This window comes from Geofilum rhodophaeum, from assembly GCF_002210225.1.
Taxonomy (GTDB): domain Bacteria; phylum Bacteroidota; class Bacteroidia; order Bacteroidales; family Marinilabiliaceae; genus Geofilum; species Geofilum rhodophaeum.
Window position 1 is genome coordinate 1 of the sequence record NZ_MWUJ01000022.1, and the last position, 19791, is coordinate 19791.

A 19791-nucleotide genomic window follows, 5' to 3' on the forward strand; every position below is an offset into this window, starting at 1 on the left:
TGACACAGTTTAATTTACACAACCATTTCCTATTTATCATATTCGTACTTATAGGCTCTGAATTTCCCTTGATATTCACCCACTTAAACCCCTCTTGAAATTTTCCGAAAGTTTTGATTCCTGGTACCAGGTAACCGGTGAAAAAATAGGCCTACAGCTGGGCGTTTTTTGGTACAGTTATTTGTTTTATAAAACTAAGTTTTACGAACTTAATTGATGAAACTTTTTAACCTCTGACTATATCGACTTGTGCCATTTTTGTCTGCTCATTTTAGCCGAAACGAGTGGCACATTTTGAACTGTTATAAGTAATACGATGAATATATAGTGTTTCTTAATTGCAAAACACTCTTTTTTTACCATACGATATGGTAGGACCATATCGTATGGTTGATATGGTAGGACCAGTTAGTATGGCTGATAATAGAAAAGGTCATCTATTGGTTCGCCCCTGAGCATACTGTTTTTTAGCTGAATCCAGATGCTCATAGATTTGAGCATGTTTTCTAAGTGCTAGGTCAATCACTTCCCCAATGGTTATCCTCTCGTAATAGGCAATGGCTTTAATTGATTGTAAAGTTTCGGTATTGAAATAGTACGTTGCTTTTGTATTATGAGATTGACTCGTGTCTTTTACTGTTTTCTCTTCTGCGTTGATTTGGTCTTTACTGCCCTGAAGCAAAAGGTCCATACCGCTTTTGAAATTCTTCTTTGCCATAGTTACAGGTTTAAGTTGAGAAGCTCCTCAGTAAGTTTCATATATTCAATCGCTCCGTTAGATTGTGGGGCGTAGTCGAAAATTGGTTTTCCAGAAGATGGGGCTTCGGCTAGCGCAATGTTCTCCGGAATAGTACTTGTGAATAGCTTGTTCCCAAAATGGCTTTTTATTACTTCTGCCGTATCTCTATGTAGAACTTTATGCCTATTGAACTGAGTCATGACGATACCAGCTAGTTCCAGTCCAGGATTTAAGCGTTTTCGGACTTTGTCCACCACCTGTATTAAGGTGCTGAATCCAGAAATACTTAAATGATGGGGTAGAACCGGACAAACATAGTAATCACTTGCAGTCAAAGCATTAATTGTCAACAGTCCTAAATTTGGGGAACAATCGATAATGATATAGTCAATGTGACTTGTGGCTGGTAGCAATGATTCTTTTAGTAGGTACTCTTTTCCTGGTTCAAGGGCCATTTCTAGCTCAAAAGCGGCCAGATCCAAAGATGATGGCAACAAGTAAAGATTTTCAGAGACCTCGATGAAGTCTAGTTTTACTTGGCCTTTGAGCACAGAGTAAACATTAATTCCAGGCTCTATGACTCCTAATGAAGTGGTAGCGTTCTGTTGAGCATCAAGATCTACCAATAAAACTTTATATCCCTTTTTGCTCAAAGCTGATGAAAGAGAAACGGAAGTGGTAGTTTTTCCAACTCCTCCTTTCTGATTAATAATGCTTATTATTTTTGCCATTTTATATTGAATTTACAATGTGGGTCTTTGTCGTTTTTTTCTCTTTTTCCTCTTCTCCCTTTCTTCGTTTCCTTCTGGCGAAGATGCCATGTTAGGATTTCCAGATGTTAGATTATCTACCAGGGAGGAAATTGAATTGTTGGAGATACCGTGTTTGGTTTCAATTGAGTTGTTATTGGAAATTGAAGTATTCGGTGTGCGTTTTATTAAATCCATAACTACATCTTGGGCGTTGGGTACTGATTTTCCATCACGGATCAGTTTGTTTAACTCTCCCATTGCTCTGTAAATATTTCCGTTCAAATGGTTTTGTTTTTCCAGATCATATAGCTTTGAGGAATTAAGTTTATTGTCAGGGGGCAATTTTTGGTTGATGATTTGCGCTAATCTCATAAAACGATCTTCTTTCAAGCTATCTGGGAGCTGGCCATAAGGCTTATCAACAAACCTGGCATAATTAAGAATGTATGGGGTTATATCACCGGAAACCTGAAATCCGTTCTTTAGACGAGAGTTCATATTAAGTAGCGCTTTGTAAATATTCCCATTGTAGTTTCTAGCCTTTGCTTCATTTAATAGCGCTTGTTGATCAATCTTTATATTGAATCCAAGCTTATTATTATGCTGCATGAAGTTGATGAATACGCTTAGTTTTTTTTCTTTTTCTTCTCTTGAAAGGAGGTCATATTTTAGGATCGATTGGGACTTATCGGCAGCCTCTGTTACAGCGCTAATTCGCTGTCTGGGTTCTTTATTGGGACTTGTTTCTCTTAGATGCTGATAGGTCTGTTCTAGTGGCCGATTGTATTTAAACATTATATCAAAAAGGCGTTCAGATCTTTCTTTAAGCTGGTCTCTTGAAAAGCCTCCAGTTACTGCACCCGTCCTAGTGTTGATATGATTGCTTAGCGGGGAAAGCTTTTTTTTCTCATCTGTACTTTTCCTTCCTACGATGAAGTGGAAATGTGTATTGGAGCCTGATTTTTTTTCTCCTGATTGCCTTTTCCCATTCAGCACCTCCGGATCTGAACCCTTATAATATCGGTCTGATTCCAGCTTTAAATAGAGGCGTACATCTGAAGGTGATAATCCTTTGTTGAAATTTTCTGCGTACTCATTAATGAAAGCTTTGCCAAACTGTTTGAGTTTTTTGTAATCGTTGTCTAGATAAGCCAACTCTTCTTCAGAGAAACTTATTGACCCGGTATAATAACGGAACTCTTCCTTCCCTAAGCCTTTCTGGTTATCGATATCTGCCATTATTCTGTATGAAGGAATGTAATCCTCACTTTCATTGAACCAGAACTCTTTATCGATGCCTTTCTCCTTATCCTCTTTTTCCATGTATGCAATAAATCCCCCTGGTGAGGTTTTATTGGAATCAGAAGGAGTATCAAATTTTACGTACGGCATAGCTACTCTCCTATGGTGTTATTATAGCGTTCTATTGTTTGCTGGAATTTCTGAATGTCTTCATACCTGAAGCCTTTAATGTTTGAACGATTCATTAAAGACTGGTATAGGATGTCGTGCAGTTCTTTCGAAATAGCCAGGATCTGTTTTATTTCCTCAATTCTTGAAGGTAAGACAGTCATAGTTTTCTGAGTTCTATCAAACGCTTCTATTGTAACCTCTCGATTCGATTTTGAGTAATCTAAAATCACTTTCTGTGCTTTTAATATGTGATTGATGTGCTCCAAAGTGACTTGGTTTTCCATTTGCCCGTTGAGTTTACGACTTATTAGAATGAGTTCATCTAGCAAAGGAGTCAACTTCTTCTCTTCTTGGGTTTTTATAAATCGAATTACCTGATCTACCCGATGGCTGAGTTTGCTAATTTCTTCCCGGGGAGAATATATTTCATCTGCCGGATTGATGCCCGTTTTTTTGAAATAGGCAATAGCGTGGTTTATAAAATCCACTTGTTTCAGGTTGTGCTTTTGGGCTAAAGAGCGAAGCGATTTTAGCTCCGACTTACCAATATTAGTTGTCGTTAGAGTAGTGTTCATAGTAATATGAGTTAGTATTAATTACTTGGTTGTTTATTAGCCTGTTAAGTTTGTTTTAATATGTTGGACTCAAGGGGGAAATATATATTGTGTTTTGCAAGGGTATATTAACCAATACTTTACGCAAGTAAAGCCTTCTTTAAATCAACAGTTTTACTGTTGCCGCTTGCCTATCCATAATCTCTCTTTATAATCCGATTTATCAGGTATTCATTAAGGTCTTTGAAGGGCTTAAATAAATGTGATTGATCGACTGTATTGGAGGCTGTTTTAATTAGTTCCTGAGTGGCATTTTTCCCTGCTTTGTCATTATCAAGAAAGAGGTTAACCGAATCAAATTTTCCAATAATTGATAACAAACCTTTAGTGTTGGAAAGTGAATTGAGAATGATGAAATCACAGTTGTCTTCTTGTTCAGGATAGAGCTGCAGGTAAGAAAGAAAATCAATGAAGCCCTCGAATACAGAACAGGATACATTGCCTTTTAGGATTGTGGATATTGCTTTTGAGCCAATACAACCCTTCCAGTATTTGTTTCTTAATTCCCACCCTCCCAGGTCATTCTTAAAACCAATTGCGAAATACTGTTTCTGGTTTCTACTGTAATAGATCGCCGAACAATATTTTCGTGCAGTATTGATGTTGATCCTTCGGTGATTCTGGATGTATTCCAAAAGAGCTTTGTTGTTAAGGCAATCAATCTTTTGTATTTTGTCGGTCCTCTTCTTTAGCAAAATCTTCTCATGCTGATGAAAAGAGAAAGAAGAAGGGATACATTTTTCCTCTAATTTTTTCAGGGCTTGAGAAACACACTCCATCCCGTGCATTTTCATAACCAAGTCCAGAATATTACCTCCTTCACCCAGGCCGTGGTCATACCAGCAATTCTGCTGGATATCCACTTTGAGCGAGGCTTGCAATTCATTCTCTCTGATCATGCTCTTAAACCAATAGTTATTATTCACTATCCGCGTAGGCTTGAATCCTAGTGAACTCAGGTAACCTGCTATTTGAATAGTTTTTGCTTTCTGACAGTTCATGGTGTTTTACTTTTTGAAATTGGAACAAATGGAACAGGTGCAACTTTTGCAACAAACAGGACTTGTGGAACAAAGGGAACGGAACGCAACTTTTTGAATGTTTCATGAATTTCATCATGATTAGTCTTCTTTTAACCAGCGAGATATGGTGCTTTTGGAAACGCCAAAAGTTGTTGCAATTTGTTCCATTGACTGCCCCTTTTCATACAGGTCTTTTGCGATTTCTTTCTTTTCATCAGTCGCAACATTAACCCCATTTCCTAGGTGCAAAGCCTCATTGACGCATTCTTCCTCTACTTCAAACCATAAAGTATCTGGATTGAATCTTAACAATTTAGCTCCTATTTGATCTGCACAGTTTCGCGATTTTGACCGCTTTAGAATCCTGAACGCTTCATTTTTACTAGATCGGCGGAGAAAATAGTCACCATCAGCTAAATCACTTTTCGAGCCTGCTCCACTTTGCAGATCTGATTCGGTGGACTGACTTCGTGTGTTTTTTCTAGTGTGATCGACTAGTACAATGCTGCAGTTGTGTAGGTCTCGCAGTGATAAGATTTGATTCATTGCCTGCGCCACATCCTTGTTTGAGTTGCCATCAGACTCTAAAAAGGCTAACCGAAAATTATCAATGAATATTACCACTGGTTTGAATTCTTCTACCATGGAATTGATTTCTGGTAATTCTTCCAGAAAACTATGCCGCGAGGTATAAACTCTTGCCTGATGCGCTGTCTGATTGATTTCTTCCGGGGGATTTCTGAAAAGATGATCCATTCTGCGCTTAATGACATGTTCATTTAGCTCAAAATTCAGAAGCAGTGTATTTCCATGGACTTCTATTTGCTCACCACAGAAGGTCTTCCAACCTGATGAAATTGCAAGACATAGCTGCAGACTTAGAAGTGTTTTTCCGGTACCACGTTCACTTGGATTATGGACTAATGAGTTTTCCAGAATATAGGTTCCCCAGATGGATTTGATTGGTTCAAGTTTGGCTCCATCATTTGCTAATTCCTGGGCTGTTTTCAGCGAGGAATTAAAAAAAACTTTAGAATTCTGGGATATGATTCCTCCATTCAAATTTTTTCGTAAATTTGTCATGATATATATTATTAAGAAATTGATAAATAGGAGCTGGAGCTGAGATACCAGCTCCTATTTTTTTGCATATTTAGTCCTTAGACTTTTCATTTTAGATTTTGGGTTCTCAATTTTGTCTTGTCCCTTGTTTGCCAACAGCCAGGCAGTTAAATCTTTTCGGCTGAACCACAAACGGCCCCCGTCGTTCCAGCAGGGCAGTTCCTTTTTTGAAGCCTTGATGTAGACAGTCGATTCCGATCTGCCTATTAGTTTAGCAGCTTCTTTTACTTGAATTACGTCATTTTCTTCTTGAGCTGGCTTTTGGTCCACTTGACCAAGTTTATTCCCGATACTGGATAGCTCTTTAATTAGAAAGTCAACTTTTTCATGTAATAGCCCTAGATTGAAAAGATTGGCATGCTGTTCCTTTTGTTGAATTCTTTCGAAGTTTAATTCCATAGCAGAAGTGTTTTTAGTTTTATTTCGATTTCTTTTGATTTTCTTCTGCAATTGTAAAAAGGAATTAGGGAGTGATTATCATCATCGTCATTAAACTCATCAAAATGACGATATGACGGATGCTAACTTTATCGTTGGCATTAATCTAAATTCATTGGCATAGGCATGCTCCCGTGACATACAATCACGCATTTTTTGGATTTCACCTTTTTGTACAGCGGTAACTGATCCTAATTTTTTATTGAATGTGTTCTCAATTATTTTGGTCAGTATTGGAGCTTTATAACCATCCAGCGCAATAAAGCCTCTTTGCTCACATTGAATTAAGAATGCTGTATAGATTTTATTTTTTGCAGTACCTGGAAAATATTTCCATTCATATCCATTGGCAGTTTTTTTTATAAAATCGTTTTCAACAAGGAACTTATCAACTACATTCTCATAATTTAACTTTCGCAGTTTATCCTCTATGCCTATCATCCAAATATCAAATAGTTTCCAGTTCTCATTGTCTACCTTTTTTGTAAGTTTTTTTTTGGTGACAAATGCGAGCAATTGTCTTGAGCGAGATTCTTCTTCATGAATTTCTAATTTCAGATGCTTAAATATGAATTCTAGATAAATTAGAATTCTGTTTAAATACATGTTTCTTTGAATACCTTCGTTGTACGCCCTTTCGTAGTATATTTTTGAAAGTAAATGATTTACCTCAGATTTAATTTCGGCTTTTTGTCGATCTTTTGAAAGTAGCTCTAATTTGTAAATTGCCATAGATAGGTCTAAATGTTCTATGAGCTTTGTTGTTAGCTGGTCTTTTGCATTGTGCTCCTCCTCCTCTGTTAGTATGGTGGTAGATGTGTTTATCCCCAATGATGCTCGAGTATCGATTCGACATGAGGTCGCAATAGATTTATATACGTCCAACTCTTCAGGCAATTTTTCTATAAAGCCTGCGATGCTTGTATAATAGTCCGAGTATAGGTCTGCAAGCAGACTATCTTTAATAATGTCATCTCGTTTCGCTAGAATGTCTGCAAATTGCATTTGGTTTCCATGCTTTTTCATAGTAGGTCTTTTTAGGTATAAAGAATGATGAAATTATGAAATGTGTAGCAAAATGTGTATGAAACAAAAAAGCCACCCACAGAAAAATATCTGTAAGTGGCTTAAAATGAAGGTGGGCCCAGCTGGGCTTGAACCAGCGACCCCCTGATTATGAGTCAGGTGCTACTAACCAACTGAGCTATGGGCCCTGCTTTTACTGCAAAGTACTATCTTTGCCAAGCGTGTGCAAAAATACAAAGAAAAGTCATAAATCAAACAAGGGAAAAGGGCCTGAGGACTTTTTTTCTGAAATTTGTCTGTAACAGCATGGAAGTGAAGAGCATTATATTCGATTTGGGTGGGGTGCTTGTCGACCTGGATATGTCTCTTACCCATCGCGCCTTTCAGCATTTCTTTGGCGAAAGGGCGGTGGAGTTGGAGAATGGTTATTTGAAGAGTCGGCTTTTGCGTCGCTACGAAGTGGGGGCCATCGATACCGAAACTTTTTTGGGTGAATTGCAGCGCCTGGCGCCGGCAGTGAGCAAGGCGGCCATTGTGGAAGCCTGGAATGCAATGTTGCTGGGTATTCCCGAAAGACGTTTGCGCATGCTCGAGAAGCTGGGAGAGCGGTACCGGCTGTTTGTGCTCAGCAACACCAATGCCTTGCATGAGGCTTGTTTCGAGAAAATGGCGCCCGGTTATGAGAAGTTTAGCGGTCTTTTTGAGAAGGCCTATTATTCGCATCACCTGGGAACGCGAAAGCCCGAGTTGGAGATTTATCAGAAGGTGTTGCAGCAAAGCAGCTTAAAGCCAGAAGAGACGCTCTTTGTCGATGACCTGGCCGACAATGTGCAAGCGGCACAAAAACTCAGGCTCCAAACCCTGCTGATTGAGCCGGGTCTGGAGCCTGCAGAATATTTTCAAAACTGGTAGTTTATTTCTTTACCAAGAGCCAGACCCCTTCCTTGCCGGGGGTGTTTCGCTCGGCTTCGAGGTTGTTGAGTGCTTCCTTCCACGAGCTGTACGCTTGGTAAGAAACCCTGTAGAACTCGTTATTGGGGCCATGTTGGCGGTGAATAATCTCTGAACTGAAGCCTTGGTTGGCCAATTCCTTTTGGTATTTTTCGGCATTGGCGTATTCCTGAAAACTTCCTGAAATCAGAAAATATTTGTCTGGTTCAACAGGTTCGGCATAAACCACTTCTTCCTGCACAGGGGCGACCTCCACGGTATCCTGAGGTTCAGCAACCACCTCAGCTTTTGGTGCCGGTGGCGGAGGTGGCGGGGCTTGCTTTTTTTCTTTACAGGCTGCACCTAAAAACAGGACTACAGCACTCATTAAAAAAATACGTTTCATCAGCTTTTTATTCTTTTAAGCAGTAATAAAGTGCAAGATAGAATAAATTTTCTGTAAAAGTCAAGTTTTTGAACGGTTCGGCACAGTTTTACCTGAATGAAAACCATGGCGGCTTCGGGTTTAGACCTCGCCTGAGTCTCCTTCACCAGGTTCGGTCTCTTCCTGCTCTACTTCTTCTTTTTCGAGCTTCAATTGATAGCGTATGCCCTCTTGCAAGCTGACAAGGCGCAGATACAGAAAGCCGCTGGGCGTTTTCAAACCCTCATAAACAAAAGCTTCATCCTCCTGGCCTTCCTCAATACGCCTGCTGTCCGCTTCAAAGTGCTCGCTGTCGGGGCGGGTAGCCACCCAAAGCTGCACATAGCGCATAAATTCCTGGGGGAGCAGCTGATGGTCGTAACTGGCTTCCAGGACAGTAATGGTGAGTCGGTAGGAGGCCGCCGTGTCTGTTTTTAAAAAGTAATAGCTTTCAGCCAATGGTGGATTGCCGAGCGTTTCGGGGTATTCCAGGGTAGCTTCCAGATTCTGATTAAGATCTTCTTCTGTTATACCGAGTGGGTTGAGCAGGCTGCCTTCCGGTGCTTCCGGATCGTGGAACTCTGCTTCATAATCTACATATTCACTTTTTCCGTCTTCCGGGTCTTCTTCCTCTTCTTCCTCGGGTATGTTGTTCAGTTCAATGCGTTCCAGCGTCCATTCCTGCAGCTTCTCGCCAATTGTAATTTCCAGTTTCAGACCAGTTGCACTCAGCAGCAATATTTCCGCTGTTGTGGTGTCCTCGCTGGCCGCAATAAAGGTCAGCTCACTCCCCTTTCGCAGGTAGCTGCCGCTGGATAAACCTTGTTCCACGCCCTCGCTGCGCGAAAAATAGCTGTAAGTAGTGCTCTTCAGGTCGAGGTAGGTGCCGTCTTCCAATTCCCGGGTGGATTCTTCCGTTTCCCCGGTCTGCTCGTTTTCCCCGTTTTTTAATGGGGCAGCCCCCTGGGGCGTTCCTTCTTCTCCCTCAGTTGTTTCTTCTCCCTCGGCAGAATCCTCCTCTGTGGGCTCCTCAACAGCAGGCTCCTCTTCTTCCGGCATTGTAATTGTCAGGGTGTCGGTAATTGCCCAGAGGCCCTCCAAAGGGATGGGGGTTTTTTCGCTATCGCTGCCGCTGCAGCCAAAAACCAGCAGGGACAGCAACAGTACACCTGCAATTATTTGGAAAGTGAAAATCGATTTTGTTGACATAGTTTTATTCTTATAATTAAGTGCTTAGGCTTCCGGCGTACCGGCTTCTTCCCCCTCATCGGCAGCTTCTTCCCCCTCATCAGCAGCTTCCTCTTCTTCCTCGAAGAGTGGCTCCACCCGAAGGCTTACGCTTAAGTCATCGACATAAGAGAACAGTTTTACGTAGAGACAGGAAGTTACCGGATACACATCGGCGGATTTTCCTGCCGCATCCTCTTCATTGATGCGCAGGGGAGTAAAAAGATGGTATTCGGAGGCATAACCCTCAGACGCGCTCAATTCAAAATAGCGGAATGGAGATAAAACATTGGTGAATCCGGAATCGGAAGAAAAACCACTGATGCTGATGCGGTAGGGTTTGGCGGTTTTTACTTCCATATAAAATCTTGCTTCATAGCCGTTGTCGGCGCTTGTTGGACTAAGGTGTACCGTGGTGTCTTTGCCCAAAGTCAGCAGGTAAGGATTGGCTGTACTGCCCGGCACAGCTTCGGGGTTGTGGTTGGCCGAACAATTGTTTTCGGGCAGCTCAGGAACCTCACCATCCTCTTCTTCCTCTTCGACAAAGGGATCGGAATTCATTTTTTCGAAGATATGCACAATCTCGAATTGCTCGGTTAGTCTGATCAAATAGAGGGTTTTGCGTTCGATGCTGTAGCCCACCGTCAGCAAGCTGCTGCTGGCAATATCAAAATTGATTTCGGTGCTGCTGTTCGAATAGGGCCGGTCAGCGTAGTGAAAGAGGGTGTCGGTGCTGCTCACTTCAAAAAAGTCGAAGCTGTTGGTTCCCAAACGCAGATAGGGCTGTTGCCCTTCTTCATCAGGATATACCTGAGAGCCGTCTTCCTCCCCCGGCTCGGCATCCAGAGCAGGGGCTCCGGAAGGAGCGCCGGAGTCGGTGGAGTCACCTTCTCCTTCTGTAGCGGTGTTTTCTTCTCCTTCCGATTCGTTGTTTTCTTCACCTTCCCCTGCAGGGACTTCGTTATTAATGGGGTTGTAGATCGTTTCCTTTAAAACCCACAAGCCCGGAAGGTCTTCGTGAACAATTTCATTTTTTGAATCACCGCCGCAGGAGGTCGTCAGCAGAAGAAACAAAAAAGCGCCCAAAACACTATAGAAGTAAGGATTGTAAAGCTTTTGCATAATGATTTTTTGTTAAAATTTGGGTTGTGCTTAAAGGCAGGTCAAACACCCGGGTGCAGTCCACGCCCGGGCTGTGTTACGAAATTATTGTTTAAAAGTTCTGTTTTTCGGCTAAAATACCGGCCTGGTCGCCCGCTTTATGTACGTGGAGCCGCTGGTGTTTGCAGGTAAAAGTCGCGCAGCGATTGAAACACGTTGTAGCCGTACAACAAAATGTTTTTACTTTCTCCCAGCACCTCCATGTAAATGACATTGACCCGGGTGCGCCCCTCTCCGTCGCGAATGCGCCGGAGCTGGTCCAGCCTGAAATCCTCCAATAATTGCATCAGGGTGCTTTGTTTGTTTTTCAGTTCACCCAGGGCGTCGAAGCGTTTTTCCTTTTCGTAGTGTACCAAAAAGTGAATAAAGGCCGAGAGTTCTTCCAACACCGTATTCAAATCTTGTTGCTGGGCCGTAGTGAGTCCCCTGTGCTGATTGTCGAGGTGTCTGAATATGGGTGGACCTATAATAACTAAGGTGTTGGCCAGTTCGCTCAAATAGTCGAGGGCTTGAACAAAGAGATGGCCCGTATCCTGAACCTCAGCCGGCAGTTTGCTGTAGGCCCTGAATAATTCGGTTTTGTAGCTTTTGAGTGCCTCCTGCAGATCGCCGCTTTTATCCATGGCCTCCCTGACCTGCCTGTGATCTTCCTTAATGAGGCCATTGATCAGCATGAAATAGATTTTTGAAATCTCCAGGAGCTGCCTGCGAATTTTTTCTCTGCCGGTTTCGCGCAGCCAACCGATGCCCTCCATTTTCTCGTGGCGGAAACTTTCATGTCGCAATTTGTCGCGCCGCACCTTTTCGCGGTGGTAGCGTCCGGTGCGCCAAAGCATCACGGCTACTGCAGCGGTCAGCAACAGGGCCACGGGCCATCCGCCGTAAAACAGGGCCAGACTAAAGACAAAGGCCCCTAAAAAGGCTGCACAAGCCGTTATGAACCAGCCCCCCAGAATGGACAATACGCCGGCCAAGCGGTAAACCGCACTTTCTCTGCCCCAGGCCTGATCGGCGAAGGAAGTCCCCATAGCCACCATAAATACCACGAAGGTGGTCGAAAGCGGGAAACGCAAATAGGTGCCCAGGGAAATCAACAGGCTTGCGATGACCAGGTTCACCGAAGCGCGCACCATGTCGAAGGAAGTTACTTCATTGCCCTGGCCAGGTCGCTCAAGCTCAAGTTGCGGCGGGGCCGAAAAGCGAGCAGACACAAATTGGTGAAGTCCCCGGGGGAGACGGGCTGTAGTTTTCTCATACATAGTGAGAAAGCTGCGCACCATCTTGCGCGAGAGCGGAGAAGGCTCAAAATGCTCACGGCCGGCCGTCTGGCGACCCAGGTAGACCTCTGTTTCGGTGACCGACTGCAATTTGCGCGAGCGAAACAGGGTGAGGATCATGACCAGGGCGGCTGCCGCAAAAAAGGACATATATACCCAATCGGTAAAATAGTGGGCGCGTATCCAGTCGTTGGTCAGGAAAGTCAGGGGAAAAGCATCGTAAACTGCTTCCGGTGTTTTACTGAATACCTTCAGGCTCTCGATGCCTGTGAGCGGAAGCCCTATGAAATTAACCAGATCGTTGGCGGCAAATGAAAGCGCCAGGGCAAAGGTGCCAAAAATCACCACCAGTCGTGGAATGTCCAGGTGAAAAAGCATGGCCAGTCCGTACAGAAGAGAAAAAGCAACAACAAAGCTGGCCCCCAACAGGGTCCAGCTGCCCAGGGCGCCAATACTCATAAAGTTCTCTTCAAAGAAAATGCCGCCCATCCCTTTTTTGAGTACCATAAAGAGCAGGGTGGTGATGGCCAGGGCGCCAAAGAGGGCAAACAGCAGGCGGTAGCGACCGGTATGGCGGAAAGAAAAAACCAGACGGGTGAAGAATTGCGCCGCCGCGCCCAAAAGAAAAGCCAGAAAAATGGAGATAAGTATACCGGCAAAAATCAGAAAGATGCCGTCGGCATTGATCAGTCGGGCATAATGGTCGCCCGTTCCGCTGCGACCCAGCATAATGGCCAGGGCTCCGCCGAGTAAGCCAAATACCAGGGCCAGCGTGGTCGAAGTGGGGAAACCAATGGTGTTGTAGGCATCTATCAGCAGGATGTTGGCCAAAATTACACCCACAAAAATGATGAGCAATTCGTGCAGCATAAAATGTTCGGGATGAATGACCCCACTGCGCGCCACCTCCATCATACCCCCCGAAAAGAAAACCCCCACCAGCAGTCCGACACTCGAAACCCAGAGAATGGTTTTGCGCTTGGCTACCCGCGAACCCATGGCCGAGTTCAGGAAGTTGACGGCATCGTTGGACACCCCCACCACCAGGTGGTAGGCTGCTAAAAGAATCAGCAATAGCACAACAAGGCCAAGGAGTACAGACATTCCAATGCAATTTAGTCCTCAAAAATAAGCTTTCGAAAGTTCAGAATGAAACGGTTTAATGTTAAGTTTAGGTTATAATTTTGTGCATGCCCCTTCATCTTGTTTTTTCATTAAGTTTGTATTCAGGATATTAGTCTGTTTACACAGACTTAACATGCTTGGCCAGTTGAACAAAGTACAGAAGACATGCTTTTTTGGTTTAATTTTGTTCGTATCAGGAATTAAAAGAAACACTAGTAAATGAAACCCGTCGCACCGCAGCGCATTGCCGGATACATCACCCTCAGTTTTTTGGTGTTGGCCATCGCCTTTTTGTTGGTAAGCACTTTGTTCGACAACGGATGGTTGGCCTTGCTCATCAGTATTCCGGTTTTTACCGTGCTGATCTTCTACCTGGTGAACTATTTCATCAATGCCTTCATCTACGCTAAAATAAAGCCCATTTACAAGACCATTCATAACTTCAAGCCCTCTTTAAAGAGCGTATCGGCGCTGAAGGAAGATGTGTTTTCGGAAGTGAACCGTGAGGTGGGAGAGTGGATGAAGGGACAGATTCAGGAAGTACAGCAGCTGCGACAGCTCGAGCAGTACCGCAAAGAGTACCTTGGTAATGTGTCGCACGAGCTCAAAACACCCATCTTCAATATTCAGGGTTACATCATGACCCTGCTCGACGGGGGACTCGAGGACCCCAACATCAACAAGCTTTATTTGGAGCGGACCGAGAAGAGCATCGACCGCATGATTTCCATCATCAGTGATTTGGAAGCCATTGCCAAGCTCGAATCCGGCGAACTGGAGATGGAAAAAGAGGTCTTCAACCTCTACCAGCTGATTGAAGACGTGTTTGAGCTGCAGGAAATCCGGGCACGCGATCGTAAAGTAGCCCTGCGTTTTGGTAAGTCACTCGATCGCCACACCATGGTGTTGGCCGACAAGCAGCGCATCTTTCAGGTGCTCAGCAATTTGGTGGTTAATGCCATTCATTACAGCAACGAGGGCGGCAACGCCACAGTAAGTTTCGACGATATGGACAAGCTGGTGTTGGTGCAGGTACGTGATTCCGGCGTCGGCATCCCCGCCGCCGAGCTGCCCCGCATATTTGAGCGTTTTTACCGGGTGGATAAGAGTCGCTCGCGCGAGCAGGGCGGTACCGGACTGGGACTGGCCATTGTTAAGCACATTATAGAAGCACACGGACAAACCATAAACGTCAGCAGTACGCCCGGCAAGGGCAGTTCTTTTACCTTCACCCTCGAAAAAGCCCGTTAAACCCCTAAAGATGATGCCTTATGCAAGAAAACGAAAACTATAAAATATTGCTCGTAGACGACGAGCCCGACATCCTCGAATTTTTGGCCTACAACCTCAAGAAGGAAGGATTTCAGGTACAAACCGCCCAAAACGGTCGTGAGGCCCTGAAAGTGGCCCAGGAGCAATTGCCCCATTTGATTGTTTTGGATGTGATGATGCCCGGCATGGACGGGATAGAAACCTGTGAGGAAATCAAGAAGCAGCCCCAACTCCAAGACAGTCTCGTAGCCTTTTTGACCGCCCGTGGGGAGGACTATTCACAAATCGCCGGCTTTGAGGCCGGCGCCGACGATTACATTGCCAAGCCCATCAAACCCAAGGTGCTCGTCTCTCGCGTACGTGCCCTGCTCAAGCGCTTCAGGCCGGCCTCCGAAGGAGAGGCCGATGGCGGCAAAGGCCTTATTGTTATGGGTGAGCTCACCATCGACAGGGAGCGTTATGTGGTGCAGCTGAGGGACCAGGAACTCAATCTGCCTAAGAAAGAATTTGAACTCTTGCTTTTGTTGGCCTCTAAGCCCGATAAGGTGTTTACCCGCGATGAGATTTACAACGCCGTGTGGGGCGATAACATCATCGTAGGCGATCGCACCATCGACGTCCACATCCGCAAACTCCGCGAAAAAATCGGTCAGGACCACATCCGCACCATCAAGGGGGTAGGCTATAAATTTTTGGAGTAGGAAGCCAACTATTTATTGTTTGGGTTGGTATTGCCGAAAGGAAGAAGTTTTTTTGGGATAATAAGAAAAGGGCCTGTCGACAAACTGTCGACAGGCCCTTTTAGCTAAGTGATTCTGACTTAGGAACGCGGCTTTGTGTTAAAAGCGGTGACTCAGTCCCACGCTGAAGCTGCGACCCGGTGCTCTGTAGCTGTAGGTCTCATTGGCCGCGCCGTAGGCCTCGTAGTAGCTCTCCTGGTCCTGGTTCAAAAGATTGGATGCCTTAAAGCTGAGGGAGGTACGTTGTTCCTCGCCCAATTTTTTGCTGAGGCTTAAATTAAGACTGTGGAAGGGCGACTGATAAATGTCGGGGAACAGGCCGGCGCCAACAATCAAAAGGGTAGGGCCCTTAACATTGTAAAAGAGTCCGGCATCCCAGCCCTTTTCGGCGGCTGCATAAACCAGACCGGCATTAACAACCCAGGGACTCTGACCGGCCATGGCGCGTTCGCGCGCTATATTTTGCCCGGTTTTTTCATAGGCCTTGCGTGCATTGTACTCTGCCTCAGGCATTTCAGCTTTTGATTGCACCAGCGTCAGGTTGCCGTTCACACTCAACCCGCTCAGCATCGGCGACAGCAGATCCAAGCCCTGGTTGAATTCGAATTCGATGCCATAAAGACTGGCTTCGCCCACATTTCGGGGTTGGTACTCTGTGCTGGTCTGTTGCTCAGGGATGCGCACCAACTCTATGGGATCGCTGAATTGCTTGTAAAAAACGCTGGCCGATACATTTTGTCCCCGCTCAAAAAAGAGCTCCCAACGCAAATCAAAATTTTGTATGTAACTCTCACTCAACTGGCCATCCCAGTCGCCATAGGTATAGAGTCCCCCGTTAAAGATGGTATTGCTGATGGGATCCAGAATCTGTGCAAAAGACAGTTCTTTAAAGGAAGGACGAGCCACGGTTCTGGCGTAGGATGCGCGCAGGTTCTGTTGCTCGCTCACCTGGTAAATAAGGTTGAGCGTCGGAAACAGGTCAAAGGAATTCAAGACCTTCTCCCCATCCAGGTTGCGGCCCGCCGCATCGCCATTGGCAAATTTTTGGTCGCGACCGGTGTGAGTCTGTACAAAATTTTCGGCCCGCAGACCCACAATCGCCTTCAACTGGTCCACAGGATAGAACTCATTGGAAATATAAAAGGCAGAATTGTTGATGGCCGACTGGTACTCGTTGGGGTTGGGCTTGTTGTTGCCCGACTGGTAATACACCCCGTTGGGGCGGTTGGGGAAGATGTTCTCGGGCAACAGCACCGTGTTTAAGTCGGGTTGCGGCCACACCTGGGTGGCGGTAAACTGCAAGTCGTAGAACAAGATCTCGTAATCGCGCTGCTTGTAATTATGCACCGCTCCGAACTTCAACTCTGCTTTTTGGTCGCGGAAGGTGTAGCTGCGGGTCACATCGATGCGCGCTGTGGCATTCAGCTCGGTCAGCTCCCTCCAGATACGCGAGGGGTTGCCCCCTGCACCCGCACTGAAAGTCCGGTTTCCGTTGGGTTGAATGGTGAAGGCCGATTTGCGGATGTCCGGGTCCTCCGAGCTCGAAAAGGTGGGCGACAAACGCCAGTCGATGTCCCATTGGCCCCCGCCCGGTTTATGTTGACCGTGCAAAAGCAGGTTGCTCAAGCCCCTTTGGTTGTATTCCAGGTTGTCCGATTCGGCCAGGTAGCCCGACTGTCCAATAGCGGCGGGACTGTTGTCGATGTTGAAGCGGGCAGCGCGATTTTCGCCATTTTGAAGGTGCATCAGCATCAGTCGCAGCTTGTTGTTTTGGTTCTTGTAAGCCAGTCCCCCCAACAAACCCACCAGCACATTCTCTTCGCTCATAGCGCCGTCTTGCACCGTGGCATAGCGCAAGCCCAGGTGGTTGGCATCAAGTACATTTTGATAATTGCCGTAGCGCACCTCGTTGTAGTGCTTGTAATCGACTTTGTACGACAGCGAGAAAATGTAGCCCAGTCGCCCATCGCCTTTGTCTCCCACATTCACCTGGTTGCCCAGGGAGAGGCCCACACTGTAGTCCACCAAATTTCTCTGTTGCTTTGCGCCCAACTGGGGATTAAAGCTTTGTACAAAATCGCCGACCTGCTGGTCGCCCACCCCACTGTAGGGCACCGGTATTCTGTCGGCTCGAGCGCCCGAAGGCAAGGCCCGGGTGCCGTCGTCCATGCCCAGGAAATCCAGTTTTCCACCCTCGTAAGTCAGAAAATCATCTTGCAGGTGCATGTCGGGGTTGTAAGTTGTGCTGAAGGAAACATTGAAGCTCTTCTCCTCCGGAAAGTCCCGGGTTTCCACATTCATCAGTCCCCCCGTAAAATCGGCCGGCATATCGGCCGTAAAGTTCTTACTCACCAACATATTCTCAATCAGGTTGGTGGGAAAAATATCCATTTGCAGACTGTTTCGGTCCGGGTCCAGTCCCGGAATCTCCACATTGTTCAAGGTCGTTTTGGAGTAGCGGTCGCCCAGTCCCCTTACATAAATGTACTTGCCGCCCTCAATACTCACTCCTGTAACCCGCTTGGCCGCTTCCACCGCGGTGGCATCCCCAATAAGGCCCATTTTTGCCGCAGAAATGCCATCGAGCATGGCACTTGAGCTGCGCTTGATGGTCTGCAAGGCCGCCTCGGTGTTTCTGAGCGCCCGCGCCGTAACCACCACATCCTGAAGTTCCACAGAGCTTTCGCTCAACATGATTTCATTCAGGAGGCTGACTTCTCCGGCTTTTACCACCACGTCGTTAATGGTCAGGGGCTGAAAAGAGATGAAGGAAATCTGGAGATTGTAAACCCCCGGATCCACCTCCAGCGAGAACTTACCGTCCAAATCGGTAGAAGTACCCGTGAAAGTCCCCTCCAGTACCACGCTTACGCCCACCAGGGTCTCCCCGGTGTTTTTTTCGTACACCGTTCCCCGTATGGTTCCTTTTTGGGCCTGGGCCAGCGTAGCGATGAATAACAATAATACAATTCCTATGTGCTTCATTGTTCAATGGTATGATGTCCTGTTTGTGTTGTAATACAAAGGGACAGACCTGCCCTAAGTGCAAGCCTGTCCTGTATTTTGCAGGCCTTAGGCCCTGTTTTTGATCTTCATTGGTGATTAAAGGGTGGGCAGTGCTCCGGCCTGTGCGGTCCAGGTCCATCCCAAAGCATCCAGATTGATGGCAGAGGCATTTGCGGGAGCGTTTCCGGCGCTGAAACCTTCAGGTACTTCTCCGTTGGGGAAGTGAGTGCTCAGGTTTTCGGCATCCACATCCAATACAATGTCGTTGAAGCTGACCGTACCCACATCGTGGCTTACGCGATTCACCATTTGACCAGCCTCTATGGCTGTGAATAAGAGGTTCTCGAAAGTCACACTGGTGTTGTCGTCGGTGTTTATCAGGTCGCTGGAGAAACGCTTCATCTCGGTGTCGTTGGCTACGATAACCCCGTTTTTGAGGGTGTAGGCACCGTTGTCTGACGAACCTTCGGGACCATCCAGTTCAAAGTTGTGGTCGCCAGGGGCAATCACTACAAAGTTGTCCAGGGTTCCGGTCCACGATTGGTCGGCATCGATGGCGTCGTCGCCGGTGTTCCATACCACAGCGTTTTTTACACTCACACTGCCACCGAACCATTCGATACCGTCGTCCTGGTTGGCTACAATTTCAATGTTTTCGATGATGGTGGCTGAACCTACGCCACCCAGGGTGAGTCCGTTGATTTCGTTGCCATCTCCAATGTTGGCACCGCCGTGACGAATGGAAATGTACTTCAGTTTTCCTGAATAGTCGTCGCTCTTGTCGCCACCGTACAAGCCGTTGGCGTCGGAGGTCGGAATACCTTCAATCTGCACTTCGCTGATGTCGGCTCCCTCGTTAGAAGCTGAGATGGGCGCCTTGCCCAAGACAATTACGCCACCCCAAAGACCGTTGGCATCGTTGGGCAGGTTGGGACTGCCAAAGTTGCCGGCAGCAATGTCTTCGGGCGAGATTTCGTCACCCACGGTAGTGAAAATAATGGGTGCAGTGGCTTCTCCTTCTGCTTCCAGAATACCTCCACGAGCGACTAATAGAGCAGTGGCATTGGCTCCGGTTCCCATTTCTCCTTTGATGATGGTACCCGGTTCGATGGTCAGGGTGACTCCCTCAACTACAGTAATGCGTCCTGCCAGCTGGTACACCTTGTCGCTGGTCCATGTGGTGTTTTCGGTAATATTTTGCGTAACGATTACATTGCCGGTTTCCTCAATGGGGTCGGGGTTGTTGTCGTCATCGTCGTCCTTATCGCAGGCGCTGAAAGTAAAAAGCGCCGTAGTGGCAAACAGTAAGCTGAGCAATTTCCAATTTGTTTTCATTTTTATCGATTTTAATGGTTTCCTGTGATGTTCGGTCGTTACCGGTAAAACTTGTTTTTGTTTACACCACAAAAGAAGTGCTTACTCATTGCCTGAACTTTAAGGGAGCTTTAAATAAGTATTAACAAGGCGCGGGTTGCCTTAACCTGCACTTAACATAGCGGTGGA

The 19791-nt window shown here is 46.0% G+C and carries 17 protein-coding genes and 1 tRNA gene; 3 read left to right on the forward strand and 15 right to left on the reverse strand.

Features of this window, described 5'->3' with window-relative positions; translation table 11 throughout:
- Positions 1 to 433: 433 nt before the first annotated feature.
- From B4W65_RS14710 to B4W65_RS14750, 9 genes are all read right to left on the reverse strand, one after another.
- Complete coding sequence (locus B4W65_RS14710; RefSeq protein WP_088655936.1) at positions 434 to 718, reverse strand: hypothetical protein; 285 nt, start codon at positions 716 to 718, stop codon at positions 434 to 436.
- A gap of 2 nt (positions 719 to 720) precedes the next feature.
- Positions 721 to 1470: a ParA family protein gene (locus B4W65_RS14715; protein ID WP_088655937.1), complete on the reverse strand. Its 750-nt coding sequence runs from the start codon at positions 1468 to 1470 to the stop codon at positions 721 to 723.
- A gap of 12 nt (positions 1471 to 1482) precedes the next feature.
- Positions 1483 to 2883 (reverse strand): DUF5712 family protein, encoded by a 1401-nt coding sequence (locus B4W65_RS14720; RefSeq protein ID WP_088655938.1) that lies wholly within the window; start codon positions 2881 to 2883, stop codon positions 1483 to 1485.
- Between the two features lie 2 nt (positions 2884 to 2885).
- Positions 2886 to 3479 (reverse strand): BfmA/BtgA family mobilization protein, encoded by a 594-nt coding sequence (locus tag B4W65_RS14725; protein ID WP_088655939.1) that lies wholly within the window; start codon positions 3477 to 3479, stop codon positions 2886 to 2888.
- Positions 3480 to 3649: 170 nt separating this feature from the next.
- Entirely contained in the window at positions 3650 to 4519 is an 870-nt protein-coding gene (locus B4W65_RS14730; RefSeq protein WP_088655940.1) for a toprim domain-containing protein, read from the reverse strand.
- 120 nt (positions 4520 to 4639) lie between these two features.
- The gene (locus B4W65_RS14735) at positions 4640 to 5623 is read right to left on the reverse strand and encodes an AAA family ATPase (protein ID WP_088655967.1); all 984 of its coding nucleotides are present in this window, start codon (positions 5621 to 5623) and stop codon (positions 4640 to 4642) included.
- A 54-nt stretch (positions 5624 to 5677) separates the two neighbouring features.
- Positions 5678 to 6061, reverse strand: a complete 384-nt coding sequence (locus B4W65_RS14740; protein ID WP_088655941.1) for a helix-turn-helix domain-containing protein — start codon at positions 6059 to 6061, stop codon at positions 5678 to 5680.
- A gap of 99 nt (positions 6062 to 6160) precedes the next feature.
- On the reverse strand, positions 6161 to 7126 hold the full coding sequence (locus B4W65_RS14745; protein WP_088655942.1) for a hypothetical protein: 966 nt from the start codon (positions 7124 to 7126) through the stop codon (positions 6161 to 6163).
- Positions 7127 to 7239: 113 nt separating this feature from the next.
- A tRNA-Ile gene (locus tag B4W65_RS14750) sits at positions 7240 to 7314 on the reverse strand.
- A gap of 118 nt (positions 7315 to 7432) precedes the next feature.
- Between B4W65_RS14750 and B4W65_RS14755 the strand changes: the two genes are divergently transcribed.
- Complete coding sequence (locus B4W65_RS14755) at positions 7433 to 8038, forward strand: HAD family hydrolase (RefSeq protein ID WP_158522860.1); 606 nt, start codon at positions 7433 to 7435, stop codon at positions 8036 to 8038.
- A 1-nt stretch (position 8039) separates the two neighbouring features.
- Here the strand turns inward: B4W65_RS14755 and B4W65_RS14760 are convergent, their stop codons facing one another.
- The 4 genes from B4W65_RS14760 to B4W65_RS14775 form a co-directional block, all read right to left on the reverse strand.
- On the reverse strand, positions 8040 to 8462 hold the full coding sequence (locus B4W65_RS14760) for an SPOR domain-containing protein (protein ID WP_088655944.1): 423 nt from the start codon (positions 8460 to 8462) through the stop codon (positions 8040 to 8042).
- A gap of 120 nt (positions 8463 to 8582) precedes the next feature.
- Positions 8583 to 9689, reverse strand: a complete 1107-nt coding sequence (locus B4W65_RS14765; RefSeq protein ID WP_088655945.1) for a hypothetical protein — start codon at positions 9687 to 9689, stop codon at positions 8583 to 8585.
- Positions 9690 to 9713: 24 nt separating this feature from the next.
- Positions 9714 to 10829 (reverse strand): hypothetical protein, encoded by a 1116-nt coding sequence (locus B4W65_RS14770; RefSeq protein WP_088655946.1) that lies wholly within the window; start codon positions 10827 to 10829, stop codon positions 9714 to 9716.
- Between the two features lie 137 nt (positions 10830 to 10966).
- Entirely contained in the window at positions 10967 to 13249 is a 2283-nt protein-coding gene (locus tag B4W65_RS14775; protein ID WP_088655947.1) for an inorganic phosphate transporter, read from the reverse strand.
- A 240-nt stretch (positions 13250 to 13489) separates the two neighbouring features.
- Here B4W65_RS14775 and B4W65_RS14780 point away from each other — a divergent pair, with 240 nt between their 5' ends.
- Both B4W65_RS14780 and B4W65_RS14785 read left to right on the forward strand, forming a co-directional pair.
- Complete coding sequence (locus tag B4W65_RS14780; protein WP_088655948.1) at positions 13490 to 14521, forward strand: sensor histidine kinase; 1032 nt, start codon at positions 13490 to 13492, stop codon at positions 14519 to 14521.
- 20 nt (positions 14522 to 14541) lie between these two features.
- Positions 14542 to 15243: a response regulator transcription factor gene (locus B4W65_RS14785; RefSeq protein WP_088655949.1), complete on the forward strand. Its 702-nt coding sequence runs from the start codon at positions 14542 to 14544 to the stop codon at positions 15241 to 15243.
- Between the two features lie 138 nt (positions 15244 to 15381).
- Here the strand turns inward: B4W65_RS14785 and B4W65_RS14790 are convergent, their stop codons facing one another.
- Together B4W65_RS14790 and B4W65_RS14795 are read right to left on the reverse strand one after the other, a co-directional pair.
- Positions 15382 to 18267, reverse strand: a complete 2886-nt coding sequence (locus tag B4W65_RS14790; RefSeq protein WP_088655950.1) for a TonB-dependent receptor — start codon at positions 18265 to 18267, stop codon at positions 15382 to 15384.
- 117 nt (positions 18268 to 18384) lie between these two features.
- On the reverse strand, positions 18385 to 19623 hold the full coding sequence (locus tag B4W65_RS14795) for a hypothetical protein (protein WP_088655951.1): 1239 nt from the start codon (positions 19621 to 19623) through the stop codon (positions 18385 to 18387).
- Positions 19624 to 19791: the final 168 nt, after the last annotated feature.

Excerpts from the sequence above, each read along its gene's own strand:
- B4W65_RS14740 (WP_088655941.1), bottom strand. The coding sequence starts at position 6,061 with ATGGAATTAAACTTCGAAAGAATTCAACAAAAGGAACAGCATGCCAAT.
- B4W65_RS14720 (WP_088655938.1), bottom strand. The coding sequence starts at position 2,883 with ATGCCGTACGTAAAATTTGATACTCCTTCTGATTCCAATAAAACCTCA.
- B4W65_RS14725 (WP_088655939.1), bottom strand. The coding sequence starts at position 3,479 with ATGAACACTACTCTAACGACAACTAATATTGGTAAGTCGGAGCTAAAA.
- B4W65_RS14710 (WP_088655936.1), bottom strand. The coding sequence starts at position 718 with ATGGCAAAGAAGAATTTCAAAAGCGGTATGGACCTTTTGCTTCAGGGC.
- B4W65_RS14775 (WP_088655947.1), bottom strand. The coding sequence starts at position 13,249 with ATGTCTGTACTCCTTGGCCTTGTTGTGCTATTGCTGATTCTTTTAGCA.
- B4W65_RS14755 (WP_158522860.1), top strand. The coding sequence starts at position 7,433 with ATGGAAGTGAAGAGCATTATATTCGATTTGGGTGGGGTGCTTGTCGAC.
- B4W65_RS14715 (WP_088655937.1), bottom strand. The coding sequence starts at position 1,470 with ATGGCAAAAATAATAAGCATTATTAATCAGAAAGGAGGAGTTGGAAAA.
- B4W65_RS14765 (WP_088655945.1), bottom strand. The coding sequence starts at position 9,689 with ATGTCAACAAAATCGATTTTCACTTTCCAAATAATTGCAGGTGTACTG.
- B4W65_RS14735 (WP_088655967.1), bottom strand. The coding sequence starts at position 5,623 with ATGACAAATTTACGAAAAAATTTGAATGGAGGAATCATATCCCAGAAT.
- B4W65_RS14760 (WP_088655944.1), bottom strand. The coding sequence starts at position 8,462 with ATGAAACGTATTTTTTTAATGAGTGCTGTAGTCCTGTTTTTAGGTGCA.
- B4W65_RS14790 (WP_088655950.1), bottom strand. The coding sequence starts at position 18,267 with ATGAAGCACATAGGAATTGTATTATTGTTATTCATCGCTACGCTGGCC.
- B4W65_RS14785 (WP_088655949.1), top strand. The coding sequence starts at position 14,542 with ATGCAAGAAAACGAAAACTATAAAATATTGCTCGTAGACGACGAGCCC.
- B4W65_RS14795 (WP_088655951.1), bottom strand. The coding sequence starts at position 19,623 with ATGAAAACAAATTGGAAATTGCTCAGCTTACTGTTTGCCACTACGGCG.
- B4W65_RS14770 (WP_088655946.1), bottom strand. The coding sequence starts at position 10,829 with ATGCAAAAGCTTTACAATCCTTACTTCTATAGTGTTTTGGGCGCTTTT.
- B4W65_RS14780 (WP_088655948.1), top strand. The coding sequence starts at position 13,490 with ATGAAACCCGTCGCACCGCAGCGCATTGCCGGATACATCACCCTCAGT.
- B4W65_RS14745 (WP_088655942.1), bottom strand. The coding sequence starts at position 7,126 with ATGAAAAAGCATGGAAACCAAATGCAATTTGCAGACATTCTAGCGAAA.
- B4W65_RS14730 (WP_088655940.1), bottom strand. The coding sequence starts at position 4,519 with ATGAACTGTCAGAAAGCAAAAACTATTCAAATAGCAGGTTACCTGAGT.